Source organism: Yoonia maritima, assembly GCF_002933395.1.
GTDB classification, from domain to species: domain Bacteria; phylum Pseudomonadota; class Alphaproteobacteria; order Rhodobacterales; family Rhodobacteraceae; genus Yoonia; species Yoonia maritima_A.
Genome location: NZ_PKFN01000008.1, coordinates 765,800 through 780,777, shown reverse-complemented (window position 1 = coordinate 780,777; position 14,978 = coordinate 765,800). Strand labels below are relative to the sequence as shown.

Annotated in this window: 12 protein-coding genes and 1 riboswitch; of the genes, 2 read left to right on the top strand and 10 right to left on the bottom strand. The window is 55.9% G+C overall.

What is annotated here, in order from left to right:
- Nucleotides 1-24: 24 nt before the first annotated feature.
- From CYQ09_RS10450 to cobN, 3 genes are all read right to left on the bottom strand, one after another.
- Nucleotides 25-693, bottom strand: a complete 669-nt coding sequence (locus CYQ09_RS10450) for a YrbL family protein (RefSeq protein WP_106745310.1) — start codon at nucleotides 691-693, stop codon at nucleotides 25-27.
- A gap of 97 nt (nucleotides 694-790) precedes the next feature.
- Nucleotides 791-1,399 carry a cob(I)yrinic acid a,c-diamide adenosyltransferase gene (gene cobO, locus CYQ09_RS10445; RefSeq protein WP_106745309.1) on the bottom strand — a complete coding sequence of 203 codons (609 nt, stop codon included), beginning with the start codon at nucleotides 1,397-1,399 and terminating at the stop codon, nucleotides 791-793.
- Between the two features lie 37 nt (nucleotides 1,400-1,436).
- A complete protein-coding gene (gene cobN, locus CYQ09_RS10440) occupies nucleotides 1,437-5,138 on the bottom strand; it encodes a cobaltochelatase subunit CobN (protein WP_106745308.1) in 3,702 nt (1,233 codons plus the stop codon).
- A gap of 47 nt (nucleotides 5,139-5,185) precedes the next feature.
- On the opposite strand from cobN, the gene CYQ09_RS18430 reads away from it, so the two are divergent.
- A complete protein-coding gene (locus CYQ09_RS18430) occupies nucleotides 5,186-5,350 on the top strand; it encodes a hypothetical protein (RefSeq protein ID WP_204353927.1) in 165 nt (54 codons plus the stop codon).
- Between the two features lie 2 nt (nucleotides 5,351-5,352).
- Here CYQ09_RS18430 and CYQ09_RS10430 read toward each other — a convergent pair whose 3' ends face one another.
- From CYQ09_RS10430 to CYQ09_RS10420, 3 genes are all read right to left on the bottom strand, one after another.
- Nucleotides 5,353-5,802, bottom strand: coding sequence for a GNAT family N-acetyltransferase (locus CYQ09_RS10430; protein WP_106745306.1), 450 nt, complete (start codon nucleotides 5,800-5,802; stop codon nucleotides 5,353-5,355).
- The gene (cobW, locus tag CYQ09_RS10425) at nucleotides 5,799-6,863 is read right to left on the bottom strand and encodes a cobalamin biosynthesis protein CobW (RefSeq protein ID WP_106745305.1); all 1,065 of its coding nucleotides are present in this window, start codon (nucleotides 6,861-6,863) and stop codon (nucleotides 5,799-5,801) included. Before cobW ends, CYQ09_RS10430 begins: the two co-directional genes overlap by 4 nt.
- 81 nt (nucleotides 6,864-6,944) lie before the next feature.
- Nucleotides 6,945-7,619: an energy-coupling factor ABC transporter permease gene (locus CYQ09_RS10420; protein WP_106745304.1), complete on the bottom strand. Its 675-nt coding sequence runs from the start codon at nucleotides 7,617-7,619 to the stop codon at nucleotides 6,945-6,947.
- Nucleotides 7,620-7,655: 36 nt separating this feature from the next.
- Nucleotides 7,656-7,874, bottom strand: a riboswitch (cobalamin riboswitch).
- A 201-nt stretch (nucleotides 7,875-8,075) separates the two neighbouring features.
- On the opposite strand from CYQ09_RS10420, the gene smc reads away from it, so the two are divergent.
- Nucleotides 8,076-11,531, top strand: a complete 3,456-nt coding sequence (gene smc, locus CYQ09_RS10415) for a chromosome segregation protein SMC (RefSeq protein ID WP_106745303.1) — start codon at nucleotides 8,076-8,078, stop codon at nucleotides 11,529-11,531.
- Between the two features lie 51 nt (nucleotides 11,532-11,582).
- On the opposite strand, the gene CYQ09_RS10410 is transcribed toward smc, so the two are convergent.
- Genes CYQ09_RS10410 through CYQ09_RS10395 form a run of 4 tightly spaced genes read right to left on the bottom strand, consistent with a single transcriptional unit; the run spans nucleotide 11,583 to nucleotide 14,921 of the window.
- Nucleotides 11,583-12,746 (bottom strand): dipeptidase, encoded by a 1,164-nt coding sequence (locus tag CYQ09_RS10410; protein WP_106745302.1) that lies wholly within the window; start codon nucleotides 12,744-12,746, stop codon nucleotides 11,583-11,585.
- 9 nt (nucleotides 12,747-12,755) lie between these two features.
- Nucleotides 12,756-13,919: a lytic murein transglycosylase gene (locus CYQ09_RS10405; RefSeq protein WP_106745301.1), complete on the bottom strand. Its 1,164-nt coding sequence runs from the start codon at nucleotides 13,917-13,919 to the stop codon at nucleotides 12,756-12,758.
- Nucleotides 13,920-13,978: 59 nt separating this feature from the next.
- A complete protein-coding gene (locus CYQ09_RS10400) occupies nucleotides 13,979-14,563 on the bottom strand; it encodes a DedA family protein (protein WP_106745300.1) in 585 nt (194 codons plus the stop codon).
- Nucleotides 14,556-14,921 (bottom strand): hypothetical protein, encoded by a 366-nt coding sequence (locus CYQ09_RS10395; RefSeq protein ID WP_162617635.1) that lies wholly within the window; start codon nucleotides 14,919-14,921, stop codon nucleotides 14,556-14,558. The genes CYQ09_RS10400 and CYQ09_RS10395 overlap by 8 nt, the downstream gene beginning before the upstream one ends.
- Between the last annotated feature and the right edge of the window lie 57 nt (nucleotides 14,922-14,978).

The following is a 14,978-nucleotide window of genomic DNA, read 5'->3' as shown; positions in this document are numbered from 1 at the left end:
GAGCAACCTACCCCAACTAAACATTCAGCGCGAGAACTGTTGCGTGTCTTTATGCCACTTCAATTTGGTATTTCGGCCAAGCCGTTCACAGCTGTCAATCAGGCCAAGTCGGTTCGACCATTTGGCCATCGACCGGACCGGAATGGCGTGAATGTCACCGAAGCCGTCAACAAGAACACATTCTTCTGGGCCCGGGCCGCTCCCGTTGTCGCGGTGGCCAAAAACGAAATTGTTTGGATTCATGTCGCTTGCGCGAATGTCATTCGAAAATAGTCGCGATATCGTGTCGTTCAGCAGATCAATATGATGATCCGTCAATGTGCCTGCCTTCGCCTTTGCCCCAAGCGTTTCGCCCAATGTGCCGTCTGGCATCATTACGCTTTCGGTCAGGCAGCCCAGACCGACATTTGTGCTCACGAACCCAAACATATGCGACATTGGCGCACGAAAGGTTGGTTCAGGATGGTTTAACATCACCCGCAGGTATTCAGTGTATTCTTTGCGGATTTGGCGCAGTCGCGTGCTTGGAAACCAACGATCCATGACACCGTTAAAGTTATAGCGTCGCGGCATTTTTATGCTGGGCTTTAGAACCTTGATCAGTTTGGTGTGGTCTGTTGGGTGCAGATACACAGCACGCTGCACCCCGCTAGCGACGAGACCGGATGGAAGAAGGTTCAGTACATTTGTCATAATTCAGTTACATAGAAACTGAACCGTATAGTGCAAGGCACGATAGCGTGTGATCTGCGAAATTTGGCGCTTTTACGTGGCGAAAAGCGAACTTAGCCTAAAATTCAACTCCGATTTGCGCTTTGATCCCCGAACGGAAGGGATGTTTGACCAGCTCCATTTCGGTGACAAGATCTGCAATTTCGATCAGATCTTCGTGCGCGTTACGTCCGGTCAAAACGACATGTGTCATCGGTGGCTTGTGATCGCGCAAGAAGGATACAACCTCTGCGATGCTCACATAGTCATAGCGAATTGCGATGTTGATTTCGTCAAGCAGGACCATGTGATTGGTTTCATCGAGGATCAGCTCTTTGGCTTTGGTCCACGCGGCTTGCGCCATTTCTGTATCGCGGGATTTATCTTGGGTTTCCCAAGTGAACCCTTCGCCCATGGTGTGGAATGCGCAGGTATCAGTAAACTTCGCAAGGATAAGATCACGTTCGCCGGTGGACATGCCACCCTTGATAAACTGCACAACAGCGCATTTCATATCATGGGCTATACAGCGAAAGATCATCCCAAATGCGGCCGAAGACTTACCCTTTCCTTTGCCCGTATGGACAATGACCAGCCCCTTTTGGTCGGTCTTCGTCGCCATGATCTTATCACGGGCAGCCTTCTTTTTGGCCATCTTCATTGCATGGCGGTCAGTATCTTCGGTCATGGCAGGCTCCTTTTTGAAAGATGGTATCTGGCTTGGGCTATGTGATCAATTCGGCAATACGTGTGCGCGCAGAGTTGGATTTTGGTTGCCATAAATCGCGGTCTATAGCTTCTTGCAATCGTTGGGCGATCTCGCGCAGGGCTGGGGCATTCGCGTCCGCGATGAATTCACGTGTGTCATCGTCTTTGATGAACGCCTCCTCGACCAGATCAAAATGATGGTTCTGTACCGCGCCTGTGGTTGCCGCAAAGGCGAATAGGTAGTCGACTGTCGCCGCGATTTCGAACGCGCCTTTGTATCCGTGGCGTTTGACCCCATCGATCCATTTTGGGTTTACCACCCGGCTACGTACGACCCGCCCAATTTCGTCATCAAGTGTACGAATGACTGGTCGTTCAGGGCGTGAATGGTCGTTATGATAGATGGGCCTGTCTTGGCCTTGTAATGTGCTTACGGCTGCAGCTGCACCACCCTCGAATTGGTAATAGTCGTCACTGTCCAAAATATCGTGTTCGCGGTTGTCTTGGTTTTGAACGATGGCGTCGGTTTGCGATAGGCGCGTTTCAAAGGCATCGCGGTCTTTGCGGCCTTCGGCTCCAGCACCATAGGCGTAGCTGCCCCATTCAAGATAAGCATCGGCGAAATCGGATTTATCCGCCCAAATCCGTTCGTCGATCAGCGCTTGCAGGCCTGCGCCGTAAGCACCGGGTTTAGACCCAAAGACACGTGTTTGATTTTCACCTACTTTGGCACGACCCGCTGCGGGATTTACATCGGCAGGTTCGTCGAGTTCTTGTACAGCACGCGCAGCGCTATCGACCAGTGCAATGAGTTGGGGAAATGCATCGCGGAAGAATCCCGAAATACGCAAGGTAGCGTCAACGCGGGGTCGCCCAAGGATTGATTGAGGGAGAATTTCAAACCCGGTGACACGACGGTTTGCACTATCCCATTTTGGCTTTACCCCCATGAGCGCAAGAGCCTGCGCGATGTCATCACCACCTGTACGCATGTTCGCGGTGCCCCATGCGGTGATCAGCATGCTGCGTGGCCAGTCGCCATGGTCTTGAAGGTGTTTTTCGATCAATAGGCTGGCAGATTTCCAGCCAAGCGCCCAAGCTGTCGGTGTGGGTACGGCCCGGCTATCGACGCTGTAGAAATTACGACCAGTTGGAAGCACATCTAATCGCCCACGGGTTGGCGCGCCGGACGGGCCCGGGTTGACGAAGTGCCCAGATAGGGCGCTGAGGAGACCCGTCCCTTCGTCGGGTCCACAGGCCTGAATTGTCGGCAAAATAACCTCTAAGATTTCGTCCAGAACGGCTTGTGACGCTCGCGGGGTGAGCCCCGCATCGCCCCACCCTCCGTCCCGCAGACCACGTTGGCACAGTGCTTCCAGACGTTCGACCGTATCGCCATTGGTACGCCATGTGGTATTATCTTCTAGTGCGGCGGGTTTTTCAGGTGGGGGCGCTGCCATGTCGCAGTCAAGCGGATCGATACTTAGCTTCAGATCCTCTGCCAGCGCACGCAGAAGCGACGCATTTCTACCCTTGCCGTCACCACGTGGGACGCGTGCCAAGGCAATGGCCAAGTCCCGTTCTTGTTGCCCTTGGGGTGATTGCCCAAAGATATGCAACCCATCCCGAATTTGCGCCTCTTTTAACTCACATAGGTAGGCATCCAACTTGCCCAGATCGCTGTCGTTGTCGCCGGTGAAGCCTGCGTCTTTGGACAGGCCTGTTACGTCGGATAGCGAGAGGATTTCTTTGCGCAGGTGATCAATCCGACGCGGATCGACGCCTGCGGCTTCGTAGTATTCGTCAACCAGCGCCTCTAGGTCGCGCATAGGTCCGTAGCTTTCGGCGCGGGTCAGAGGTGGGGTTAGGTGGTCAATGATCACCGCTGATGTGCGTCGTTTTGCTTGTGTACCTTCGCCCGGATCGTTGACGATGAACGGATAGATGTGTGGCGTTGGGCCAAAGACGGCCTCGGGCCAACAGGTTTCAGATAGGGCGACGGCCTTTCCGGGGAGCCATTCGAGGTTCCCATGTTTGCCCATGTGAACGATCGCGTCAGCGCCCCAGTGGTGCCGGAGCCAAAAATAGAAAGCGAGGTAATTATGCGGTGGGACGAGGTCTGGCGAATGGTATGTATCGGTTGGATCGATGTTGTATCCGCGTGCTGGTTGAAGTCCGACCACGGCGTTGCCATAGGTGTGGATTGAAAGGGCGAAGCCCTTGTTTGCCTCCGGCGGGAGTATTTCAGACAAAGCGAGGAATGGGTCGTCTTCGGGTTGCCCCCAGCGTGAGGTAATCTGTTCTTTGGCTTCCCACGGGAGCGCGTCAAAATACCGTTGGTAGATATCGAGCGGTAGAAATTCGCCGCCTTCTTTGTCTGCGCGGTCGGTTAGCCAGTTGGTCGGGCCGTCCATAACAGTTTGCATTAACGTGGCGCTATCCACGGGGGGCGTTACTGTGTGGCCTGTCGATTTGAGCAGGTTCAGCACATGTACGGTCGCGGCTGGCGTATCAAGCCCGACGCCGTTAGCAAGCCGCCCGTCTTTGTTTGGATAGTTGGCTAGGATCAGCGCGACCTTTTTGTCGCTGGCTTCTGTGCGTCTCAGGTGCGCCCAGTTGCGGGCAAGCTGGCTGGTAAAGTCGATCCGGTCGCCTAACGCCTGATAGGTTGCGATGGGGCATTCGGTGGCGTCGTCAAAGAATGCTTCTCCTTTGAAGCTGACCGCGCGGGATAGGATGCGCCCGTCGACCTCTGGCAGGGCGACGTTCATCGCGATGTCGCGGGCGGTTAGCCCGTGCAGGCCATCGCGCCATGTGGCCTCGGACGCGCCAGATAGGATGACCTGAAAGATTGGTGCGTTGTTGGCAAGCAGTGGGTTTGTTGGGCTGTCGTCGCCGTCATGCGGGCTGCCGACTGCGAAGGCGGTACAGTTTAGGATTACTTCGGGTGGGGCTGCGGTGAACAAAGTGTCAAGTGTTGCGCGGCTGACCGGGTCTTTGAGTGAAGCGACAAAGACGGGCAGCGGGTTAAGACCCGCGCGCGATAGACTGCGCACCAGACGGTTGATTGGGTTTAACCCGCCGCCTTGGACTAGTGCGCGGTAGAAGATGATTGGGACGATGGGTGCGTCATCTGTCCAAGTTGCCTTTGCGGCATCAAGATCGGCGATACCTGAACCGGGCCAGTATACACCCGCGCGTAGCAAGGGGCTGGCAGCAGCTGGTTTTTCGCTGCCGTCGAGCATGGCGCGCGCGTAACCTAACAGATTGGTACTATTTTGCGGCCCTCCTTCGACAAAATAGGACCACAGCGCGTCGTAGTCTTCGCCCGAAACGGTAGACAGTTCACGCAGTTCTTGGTCCGGCTTGTCGTCGCCGGGCAGGGCGACAAATGGGACGCCAGCCTCAAACAAACGTGCGGCGTATTGCGTCAGCCCGTATTTCCAATACCCGGCACCACCCAAGATACGTGCAATCACCAGCCGTGATTTCGTGGCGCAGTCATCAAGATGCAGATCGACCGACATCGGGTGCTGGAGGTGCATCATATTGGCAAGGCGCAGCCCCGGTGGGTTGTCCATGTGCGCCCGCGCGTCGGACAGCGCAGCCAATTCCGTATCGGCAGCGGAAATAATTACCACGTCGGCAGGGGTTTGGCCCAAATCGACAGGCTCTGATCCGTCAGAGATCGCGCCGGGTGTCGCTGCAAGCAGGTGCATTAGGTATATTCCCGTGGTAGAGGGTGCCCAAACAAGAGGTTCACATCATGGATTACAAAGCTGCAGGAGCGCCAAAATTGGGTAAAAACGCACCAAAACACGCCGAGCACAACGCGCACGGTTCTAAAAAGAAACCGTTTGGACAACGCCCAAGCAAGGAAGAGTTGTTGGCCCGTATGAAGGCCGCGGCTGAAGCAAAGAAGGCCGAATAGCCTCATAACGGCTTTTCCATAAACACTGAGCTTTTGGCGGTTATGTAATCGCCAAAAGCACCGCATGGGACAAACCCGTGTCGCGCATAAAGCCGATGTGCCGCATGTAGCAAATTGCCGGTTTCAAGCCTAATGAGGGGTAGTTTCATTTCGATTGCTTGATCGATGATCTGCCGCAATAGGGCATCTGCGATACCTTTGCCGCGTGCGTCCTCGGACACGAACATCGACTTTACCTCACCGTAATCAGCGTAGACCTTTAGCGCGCCGGTTCCCAGAATTTGTTCGCCGATACGCGCTGTAAAAAAGTGAATGTCGTCGGCGACCAGATCGTCAATTTCAAGATAAAAGTTATCTTCGGGCGGAAAGAGTGACGCCATCAGGGCGTGACTTTGTTTGAGCAAAGCCGTCGCCTGAGGATGGTGTGGATCTGTCCGCTCGACGATAATCATGCCTGTAGGGCGGTTGTGATGGCTGCTTGATCAAGACCTGCTTCGCCGATGACGACAAGCCGCGTTTCGCGTGGTGCGTCGCCAAAGGGTTGGTCAAAGTAGGTATCAACGCGAGGGCCGACGGCCTGCAAGGTCTGGCGCATAGGTTTGCCTGTGACTGCAACAAATCCTTTTAGGCGTAGGATGTTGTTGGCGCGGATGACATCGGCGACTTGGGCTGTGAATGCCACAGGGTCTGCGATTTCGCCACGGGTGACGATGAAGGATTCGAATTCATCGTGGCCATGTGCGTGTTCATGGTCGTGGTGATGATCGTCTTCGTCATCATGGTGATGATGGTGGTGGATTTCGTGACGAGAAGACAGATCAGATTCAGCGCCGACACCTTGGCCAAGCAGAACATCGACGGGTAGGGCACCCATGGATGCTTTGATGACCTGAACACCGTCACGGCTTTCGGATTTTAGCTTTGTTGTTAGTGCGTCTGCTTCTTCGGCTGACAGTAGGTCCGCTTTGTTCACAACGATCATATCGGCGCAGGCGACTTGGTCTTCGAACAATTCAGACAGTGGCGTTTCGTGATCAAGGTTTTCATCTTGGGCACGCAGCGCATCGACTGCAGCGACGTTATGGGCGAACTGGCCGTCGTGAACGGCGCGGCCGTCAACAACGGTCACAACGCCGTCGACTGTCACTTTGGTTGAAATGCCCGGCCAGTTGAACGCCCGGATAAGAGGTTGCGGCAGCGCAAGGCCAGACGTTTCGATCACGATGTGATCGGGTTTGTCTTCGCGCGCGAGCAGGGCTTCCATCGTGGGGATGAAATCATCGGCGACGGTGCAGCAGATACAGCCATTGGACAGTTCAACGATATCGTCTTCGGTACAGGTTTCGATCCCGCAGCCTTTTAAGATGTCGCCGTCAACGCCAAGATCACCAAATTCATTGATGATCAGCGCGATGCGCTTGCCTTGGGCGTTTTGGAGCATGTGGCGGATGAGAGTGGTTTTCCCGGCACCAAGAAAGCCGGTGACAACGGTCGCGGGGATTTTTGCGGGCATGGGTATGTTCCTGCTGCAGATGTTTCCAAACGGAATGACGGCCCCAAGGGACCGTCATACAACATGTTTTGTTTGGCGCGCTTAAGCGGCGTAGAGGCGTGGTGTGACCAGACCGCTGTTTTCGAGGCTGCGTAGGCCTTTTGCGCCAGCTAGAACAGCTAGATCAACAAGTGGCTCGAGCAGGACAACTGTCATATATGCTGCACCGAATGTACCAACAGACGCGAGGTTTTCTGCGCCGAAGCCTTGGCCGTAGAATGCCCAGAACGCGACCCAAGCAACGATACCGCCTTGGTAGGTAGCAGACATCGCCAGTGCTTGTTTGTAGCTAAGGTCAACATAAGCTGTGCCTTTGGCGATCACGTTTTTAGTCAGTGCGTGCAGGCCAAGCAAGGGAACCAGCAGCGTAGTCAAGTTCATGCCGTATTGTGGCAGGTCAAACGGTGCAAAGAACATGCCTTGTATCAGCAGGCCAGCGGCAAGGCCGATTGCAGCAGGCGCAGTGCCCAGCATCAGTAGCAGAGTCGAACCCATGATCAGGTGGACCTCAGACACGCCCACAGCCATATGTGGCAGCAATTCAAAGAAGATGAAGACTGCAACAGTCGCGATGGCTGCGCGCGCGATCAATGAAACAGCACCGCGATCACGCAGGCTTTCCCAGATCAGTTTCGCGGAATAAGCAGTTGCGCCAGCAGCAGTGGCGTAAGAAAGCGCGATTTTTGCGCCTGTGACGATTCCGGGTTCGATATGCATTTTTCTATCCTTGTTTCACCGTCATCCCCGACGGCCGTTACGACATTTTGCATGGCTGGTCTCCTGGCTTGCGGGTCGCGGTACCTTGTTTACCTTCCCAGGTTTCCCCAGTGGCGTCGTTAACAAGGCACTCACCGCATACAGTCGCGGGGGCGGCTGTGGCATCGGGCCTCCTGTTAGGATCGGCCTTTCCACATTCCCATTTCATCCCCAGATGCTTGGCATCAGCGGGGAACCGTGCGCTGCTGTTGTGCGCTGCCGGGCATGGCCACGTCAAGGAAGAATGCGACATTTGCAGGCCTAAGCGCGGCGTCAGTTGGTTAAGTTGGTACGGATGCCGCAATATCTTGTGGATAACTGGGCAGAACACAGCACATGCTGCGTCTGCGACGTTGACAGGTTGCCGCATCGGGGGACATGGTTTTGGTTACGAAGGAATCATGAGGTCCGAAAACCTTGCGTTTTAGCAAACTGCGTCTGAATGGCTTTAAAAGCTTTGTTGACCCTACAGATCTGATCATCGCTGATGGTTTGACAGGTGTGGTGGGGCCAAACGGCTGTGGTAAATCCAATTTGCTAGAAGCCCTGCGCTGGGTCATGGGCGAGAATCGCGCGAAATCCATGCGCGGTAGCGGCATGGAGGACGTGATCTTTGCTGGGGCGTCGACGCGTCCGGCGCGTAACTTTGCCGAAGTGTCATTGATTATCGACAATGGTGAACGACTGGCGCCCGCGTCATTTAACGACAACGACCAGCTCGAGGTGATCCGCCGTATTACGCGTGACGCGGGGTCTGCCTATAAGGTTGGTGCAAAAGACGTCCGCGCGCGTGACGTGCAAATGCTGTTTGCTGATGCCTCGACGGGGGCGCATTCGCCTGCGTTGGTCCGGCAGGGCATGATTTCTGAGCTGATTAACGCGAAGCCAAAGGCCCGCCGCCGTATTCTAGAAGAAGCCGCCGGTATTTCTGGTCTTTATCAGCGCCGTCACGAGGCGGAACTGAAGCTTAGGGGCGCTGAAACCAACCTTACCCGCGTCGATGATGTGATTGAGCAGCTAGTCGCGCAATTGGGGCAGTTGGCCCGGCAAGCACGGCAAGCAGCCCGGTATCGCGAGATAGGTGACAACCTGCGCCGTGCTGAAGGCATGTTGTTATTTCGTCGTTGGAAAGAAGCCGATGAGGCGATGTTAGCCGCGTCAGAGCAATTGCGTGAACGGACAACTGCTGCGGCCCAAGCCGAGAAAACAGCGCGCGAGGCTGCTAAGTCACGTGCGGAATATGAAGATGCTCTGCCGCCACTGCGCGAGGAAGAGGCGATTGCTTCGGCTGTGTTGCAGCGTTTGCAGGTCCAGCGGGATACGTTGAAAGACCAAGAAGATCGCGCACTTGAAATGATCGAGACCTTGCGGTCACGCATCGATCAACTTGGCCGCGATATGGAGCGCGAAGGTGGTCTAAACAAAGACGCTGGCGAGACAATTGAGCGGCTTGAGTGGGAAGCACGTGAGATTGCCAAAGCCGGTGAGGGGCATGACGATCGACTAGAAGAGGCCCAAGACGCGGCCCGCGAAGCTGCGAGTGTGCTGGAAGAACGGGAGGCCGATCTTGCGCAGCTGACCGAAGATGTTGCCCGGCTTGCGGCTCGTCACCAATCGGCGCAGCGTTTGGTCGCGGACAACCGGACCACTATGGAAAAGAACGAGGCTGAAGCGGAGCGGGCCAAGTCAGCTATGCAAGAGGCCGCGACCGCGCTGGCGAAGGCCGAAGAAGATTTCGCTGCTGCAGGAGAGGCTGAAGCGGCTGCGGTTGCTGCAGCAGAGGCTGCAGATATTGCACTTTCAGAGGCCGAAGAGGCGCGTGCGGAAACCCAGACCCGCGAAAGCGACGCACGGGCGTTGCGATCAGAAGCCGAAGGCGAGGCAAACGCCTTACGTGCAGAGGTGGCCGCGCTGGCCAAACTCGTCGAGCGTGACACAGCCGAAGGTGGGCAGGTTCTTGACCTTCTACGCGTGCAAGGTGGCTATGAAAAAGCGCTGGGTGCTGCGCTGGCTGATGATCTGCGTGCGCCAGAGGTCGGTGCAGATGCGAAGTCCGGCTGGGCGTTGTTACCGGGATATAATACGCCACAAACGCTGCCCGAGGGCGTGAAGGCACTCACGAACTATGTCGGTGTGCCCGAAGTTTTGGCCCGCCGTATGAGCCAAGTGGGTTTTGTCGACGCCGTCGATGGCCCACGATTGCAAGCGGAATTGAAGCCGGGGCAGCGGCTCGTTTCTGTCGAAGGCGATTTGTGGCGTTGGGATGGGTTCCGTGCCGGTGCAGAGGATGCCCCATCCGCGGCGGCGTTGCGACTGCAACAGTTGAACCGCCTGACTGAGTTAAAGCGTGATTTGGAAGAGGCTTCGGCCACAGCCGTTGGCGCGGCACAAGCGCATGATACGCTGACGATGCTTTTGAAGCAGCAGACCGAGGCAGATCAGGCGGCACGTAACGCACGCCGTGATGCCGATCGGATGGTTGCAGAGGCAAACCGTGCAGCTAGCCGTGCAGAAGCCGACCGCAACCTAAGCCAAGGTAAGCAAGAAAGCCTTGGCCTTGCGCTAAAGCGGCACGAAGAAGAAGCGATGAACGCGCGCAAGGCGCTGGCAGAGGCAGAAACCGCTGCGAATGCGCTGGGCAATCTGGATGATGCACGTGCCGCTGTTGAAGACGTGAAAATGACTGTCGAAGCGGCCCGTATCACGATGATGTCGCATCGGTCGGCCCATGACGAAGTGCGCCGCGAAGGCGAAAGCCGCCTAAAACGTTCGCAACAAATCACTAAAGAGGTGAGCGGCTGGAAACACCGCCTTGAGACCGCGAACAAGCGCACCGCTGAATTGGCAGAGCGCAAGGCGATGTCAGAAGCTGAGCTGGAAGAGGCAACCGCCGCACCCGAAGAAATTGCCGCCAAACGGTCAGAGTTGGCGGATGCGATTGATGAGGCCGAAGAACGCCGTAAGGATGCGTCTGATAAATTGGTCGAAGCTGATGCCGCGCTGCGCGAGGCAGGCCACCAAGAACGCGATTCCGAGCGTTTAGCATCAGAAGCGCGCGAGGCGCGCGCGCGCTCCGAAGCGCGTGCGGATGCAGCCCGTGAAACCGTCGCCTATGCCGCCGAGCGCATCATGGAAGCGCAAGAGGTCACGCCGGATAAACTGCTTGAGACGCTTGAAATGGCGGTCGGAGATATGCCTGCATCCGATGTGATCGAGACGCAGGTCAATGCATTGAAACGTCAGCGCGACAGCCTTGGTGCTGTAAACTTGCGCGCCGAGGAAGACGCAAAAGAGGTGCAAGTCGAACACGATGGCTTGGTCTCTGAGAAGGCGGACCTTGAGGACGCGATTGCGGCGCTGCGTTCCGGGATTGCCAGCCTGAACAAAGAAGGTCGTGAGCGCCTGCTGACAGCGTTTGAACAGGTAAACGAGAACTTCGGTCTGCTGTTCACCCACCTGTTTGGAGGTGGTGAAGCCAAGCTGGTGTTGGTCGAATCCGATGACCCGCTTGAGGCTGGTTTGGAGATCATGTGCCAGCCGCCGGGTAAAAAGCTGAGCACTTTGTCATTGCTGTCGGGTGGTGAACAAACCCTGACGGCGCTGGCGCTGATATTTGCGGTGTTCCTTGCGAACCCGGCCCCGATCTGTGTGCTGGACGAGGTCGATGCGCCGCTGGACGACGCCAACGTCACGCGTTTTTGTGACTTGTTGGACGAGATGTGCCGCCGGACTGACACGCGGTTCCTGATCATCACGCACCATGCGGTCACGATGAGCCGGATGGACCGATTGTTTGGTGTCACAATGGGGGAACAGGGTGTGTCGCAGCTTGTTTCTGTAGACCTGAAAAAGGCGGCTGCGATGGTGGCGTGATGCTTGGCGTCGCTATTGCTGTGCAATGCGCCCCGCCCACCATCCCAATGCCTAGGGCAGCCGTTGGCGCAGTACCCTGACCATATTGCCACCCATGACTTTGCCGATTTGTTCATCGCTTAGCCCCACGTCGAGTAGAGCTTGGGTCAATACGGCGAGTTCTGACGTGTCAAAGCTTGTCGCGACCGATCCGTCAAAGTCTGAGCCTAGCGACACATGGTCATCACCTAGCAGTTCAACCGCAGCCTTTATCGTCGTGGCGATCCCGGCTGGGCTGTCGTCGCATGTCACGTCTGCCCAATAGCCGATCGCGATGACACCGCCGGTTGCCGCAATGTCTTGCATCAGGTCATCGGTGAAATTCCGTTTGACGGGGCAGACAGAATGGATGCCGGTGTGGCTGACGACCAGGGGGATGTCAGTCATGGCCAGAACATCGCGGGCGACTTGGGGCGATGAATGGGCAAGGTCGAGGATGAGGTTGCGTGCGGCGACTTCGCTGACCACCTGCCGACCGAAATCTGACAAACCGTGATCGCCGGTACCATGAAGGGAGCCACCGAGTTCATTATCGAAAAAATGCTGTAGGGCGATCATACGGTGGCCCGCTGCTTCGATTTTATCGAGGTTGGCAATGTCGCCTTCTAGCGGATGTGAACCTTCAATCCCGAGTAGCCCGCCGACAACCTGTTGTCCGTTGGCCCGGTCTGCAAGCAGTTGATCAAGATCGGCGCGTGTTTTGATAACACGGAGGCGACCGCCTGAGGCATCGGCATAGGAATGCAGCCGCTTTGCCTGATAAAGTGCGCGTTCTAGCAGGCTGTCCCAAGTGCGTGGGGGCCACAGTTGACCAACGGCAAGCAGGGTGATGTTGTCAAATGCCTCTGCCGAATTTTCGTGATAGTTCTGTCCCGCTGGGCTTTTGGTGACGGCGGTGAACATTTGCAGGGTGACATTGCCTTCGATCAGGCGGGGGAGGTCGACGTGGCCGCGGTTGGCACGGTTGAGCAGGCTACGTTTCCAGAGCAATGTATCGGCGTGCCAGTCACCGATGATCAGACGATTGTGCAGTGCTTGGGCCTGTGGGCTAATGGGATAAGTTTCGTGATCCGCGACAGCATTGCGTCCCTTTTCAACATAGCCGGGGGCGAAGATCAAAAAGGCAGCGATGCCCAAAATGAGCAATACAAATATGACTTTGAGGAACCTGCGCACCGCTGTCCCCTAGAGCTGATTGAGAAGATCAAGCGTTGGCCAAGCGTCCGCAGGCATTCCTAAACGCTGCTGTTCTGCCTGAACTGCGGCACGGGTCATTGCGCCCAAAATCCCGTCGATTCCGCCGACATCATGCCCACGCGCTGTTAGCTTTTGTTGAAGTTGTCGCATTTGCGGGCCGGTAAGAGGGGCGGATGGATTGCCTGCATCATAGACTGGAGCACCGGAAAGGCGGCTCGCGAAATAGGCTGCTGTCGTTACGTAGACAAAGCTTTTGTTCCACTCGAAATAAACGTCAAAGTTTGGATACGCGAGGAATGCTGGCCCGTTGCGCCCCATAGGAAGAAGAACAGAGGCCTGCAAGTTCGACGGCCCAAGCGATCCTTGGCGTGCGGTGATGCCAGCATTTGCCCAATCGCGAACACGGTTTTTGTGATTTAACCCAGTTTGTGACCAATCAAGGTTGTCAGGCACGTTGATTTCTTGCAGCCAAGGTTCATTGGGGCGCCACCCAAGCGAAGAAAGAACGTTGGCACCAGACATTAGCGCATCGGGTGCAGATGTTTTTAGCGTTACGTGGCCATCACCGTCGCCGTCCATGCCGCGTTCAATGATATCAAGCGGAAGCATTTGAACCTGCCCAATTTCCCCAGCCCAAGCGCCTGTCGTATTGTTGGGGTCCATGTCACCCCGCTGAAACAGCTCCATCGCGGCAATAAGTTGTGGGCGGAACAGTTCCGGGCGGCGGCAATCATGCGCAAGGGTTAACAGCGCGTTTCGCGTGTTAAAGTTGCCTTGGACTTGTCCATAGTCGGTTTCAAATGCCCAAAACGCCAATAGCACGCCCCGCGGAATCCCAAATCGAGATTCAATCGTGTCAAAAGTGCTGTCATAGCGTTGTCCATACACTCGGCCATTGTCGATCCGGTTTTGCGAGATGAGCGCACGCGAAAAGCTGATAAAGTCTTTTTGAAAAACACCTTGTGACCGGTCCGCATTGAGAACGCTTTGTTCGATACGTGCGCCTTGGAAAAAACGATCAGCGTTGGCTGCCGAAATACCATCTGCGCGTGCCTCTGCTTTGACCCCTTCGATAAAGCTATTTACGGGGCCTCCGCAGGTTTCTGCGGTTGCTGTGCTGGCGGCAAGGCAAAGGGCAAGGGCGAGGCGCATGGTGGGTCTCCTATTGGTTGTGAGCACGTTATCAGGCGGTCGTTGAGGTGCAAGCATTGTCACTGTTTCGAGCGCAATAGGAAAAAGCTTGCCGCGAGAGCGAGGCTGATCGCGGTCAGTAGCCATGCCCAATCGGCGACAAGGGTCGTCAAGGCGTCAAGATTGGCCGCAAAGTAATACCCGAGCATGACATAGCCGACGACCCAGATTGCTTCGCCTAAAGCATCCCAGATGATAAAGCGCCACGGATTAAGCCGCGCCGCGCCAGCTGCAAAGTTGACCCATGGCCCCAATGGCGCTGCTGCCCATGTGCTAAAGAAAACGCCGGTACTGCCCCAGCGATCGACGACTTGTTGCGCGCGTGCGAATAGCGCGGCCCTATTTGGGCGTGTGGCAAGGAATTTATCCAACCATTTACCGCCCAACCGCCCCAGCTGAAACCCGGTCTGATCACCCGCTAGCGCGGCAACATAGGCGACTGTCAGGACTTGCCAAAGCACCAGATCCCCTGCGGCAGCGAAGGCTCCGCCTGATAACATGACGGCAAACGTGGGCACCGGAACAGCAAGACAAGAAAAATAAGCCGAGGCGGCGATGATGACGAGCCCCCATGTGGCGACAAGACCAAAAAAGAAGTCAATCACGCTTGCGTTCCTTGAAATCAGCAATTGATGCTTCTAGGGCAATGATAAGCGTTTCAACGTCGGTATTCTGCGCAACGGCGATGTCATAAAGTGTTTTCTTTTGATGCATCAGGTCTCTGCCTGGCGCAATTGTGTTTTCTATTACACGAGGCGGTACGTGTTGGGACATGGCGATGTAACGCGGAGACATCCAGCCTTCGATTTGTTCTGGCGGTGCATTATACCACGCACGTGAAGAGCTTGCCGCGCGCATGCCGAAAATGACCGTGGCGGCGACGGCCACCACAATAAGCACCAAGGCAAGCCGCCGGAGTAGGCGGATATGCCGATCAGATATTTTGTGTCTACGATCTGGCATTTTCTCAGGCTCCAGTGTGCGTGCTGTATTCAGGGCGGTGGATTAAAATCCACCCTA

Excerpts from the sequence above, each read along its gene's own strand:
- CYQ09_RS10395 (WP_162617635.1), bottom strand. The coding sequence starts at position 14,921 with ATGCCAGATCGTAGACACAAAATATCTGATCGGCATATCCGCCTACTC.
- cobW (WP_106745305.1), bottom strand. The coding sequence starts at position 6,863 with ATGCCCGCAAAAATCCCCGCGACCGTTGTCACCGGCTTTCTTGGTGCC.
- CYQ09_RS10430 (WP_106745306.1), bottom strand. The coding sequence starts at position 5,802 with ATGATTATCGTCGAGCGGACAGATCCACACCATCCTCAGGCGACGGCT.
- CYQ09_RS10450 (WP_106745310.1), bottom strand. The coding sequence starts at position 693 with ATGACAAATGTACTGAACCTTCTTCCATCCGGTCTCGTCGCTAGCGGG.
- cobO (WP_106745309.1), bottom strand. The coding sequence starts at position 1,399 with ATGACCGAAGATACTGACCGCCATGCAATGAAGATGGCCAAAAAGAAG.
- cobN (WP_106745308.1), bottom strand. The coding sequence starts at position 5,138 with ATGCACCTGCTTGCAGCGACACCCGGCGCGATCTCTGACGGATCAGAG.
- CYQ09_RS18430 (WP_204353927.1), top strand. The coding sequence starts at position 5,186 with ATGGATTACAAAGCTGCAGGAGCGCCAAAATTGGGTAAAAACGCACCA.
- CYQ09_RS10420 (WP_106745304.1), bottom strand. The coding sequence starts at position 7,619 with ATGCATATCGAACCCGGAATCGTCACAGGCGCAAAAATCGCGCTTTCT.
- CYQ09_RS10405 (WP_106745301.1), bottom strand. The coding sequence starts at position 13,919 with ATGCGCCTCGCCCTTGCCCTTTGCCTTGCCGCCAGCACAGCAACCGCA.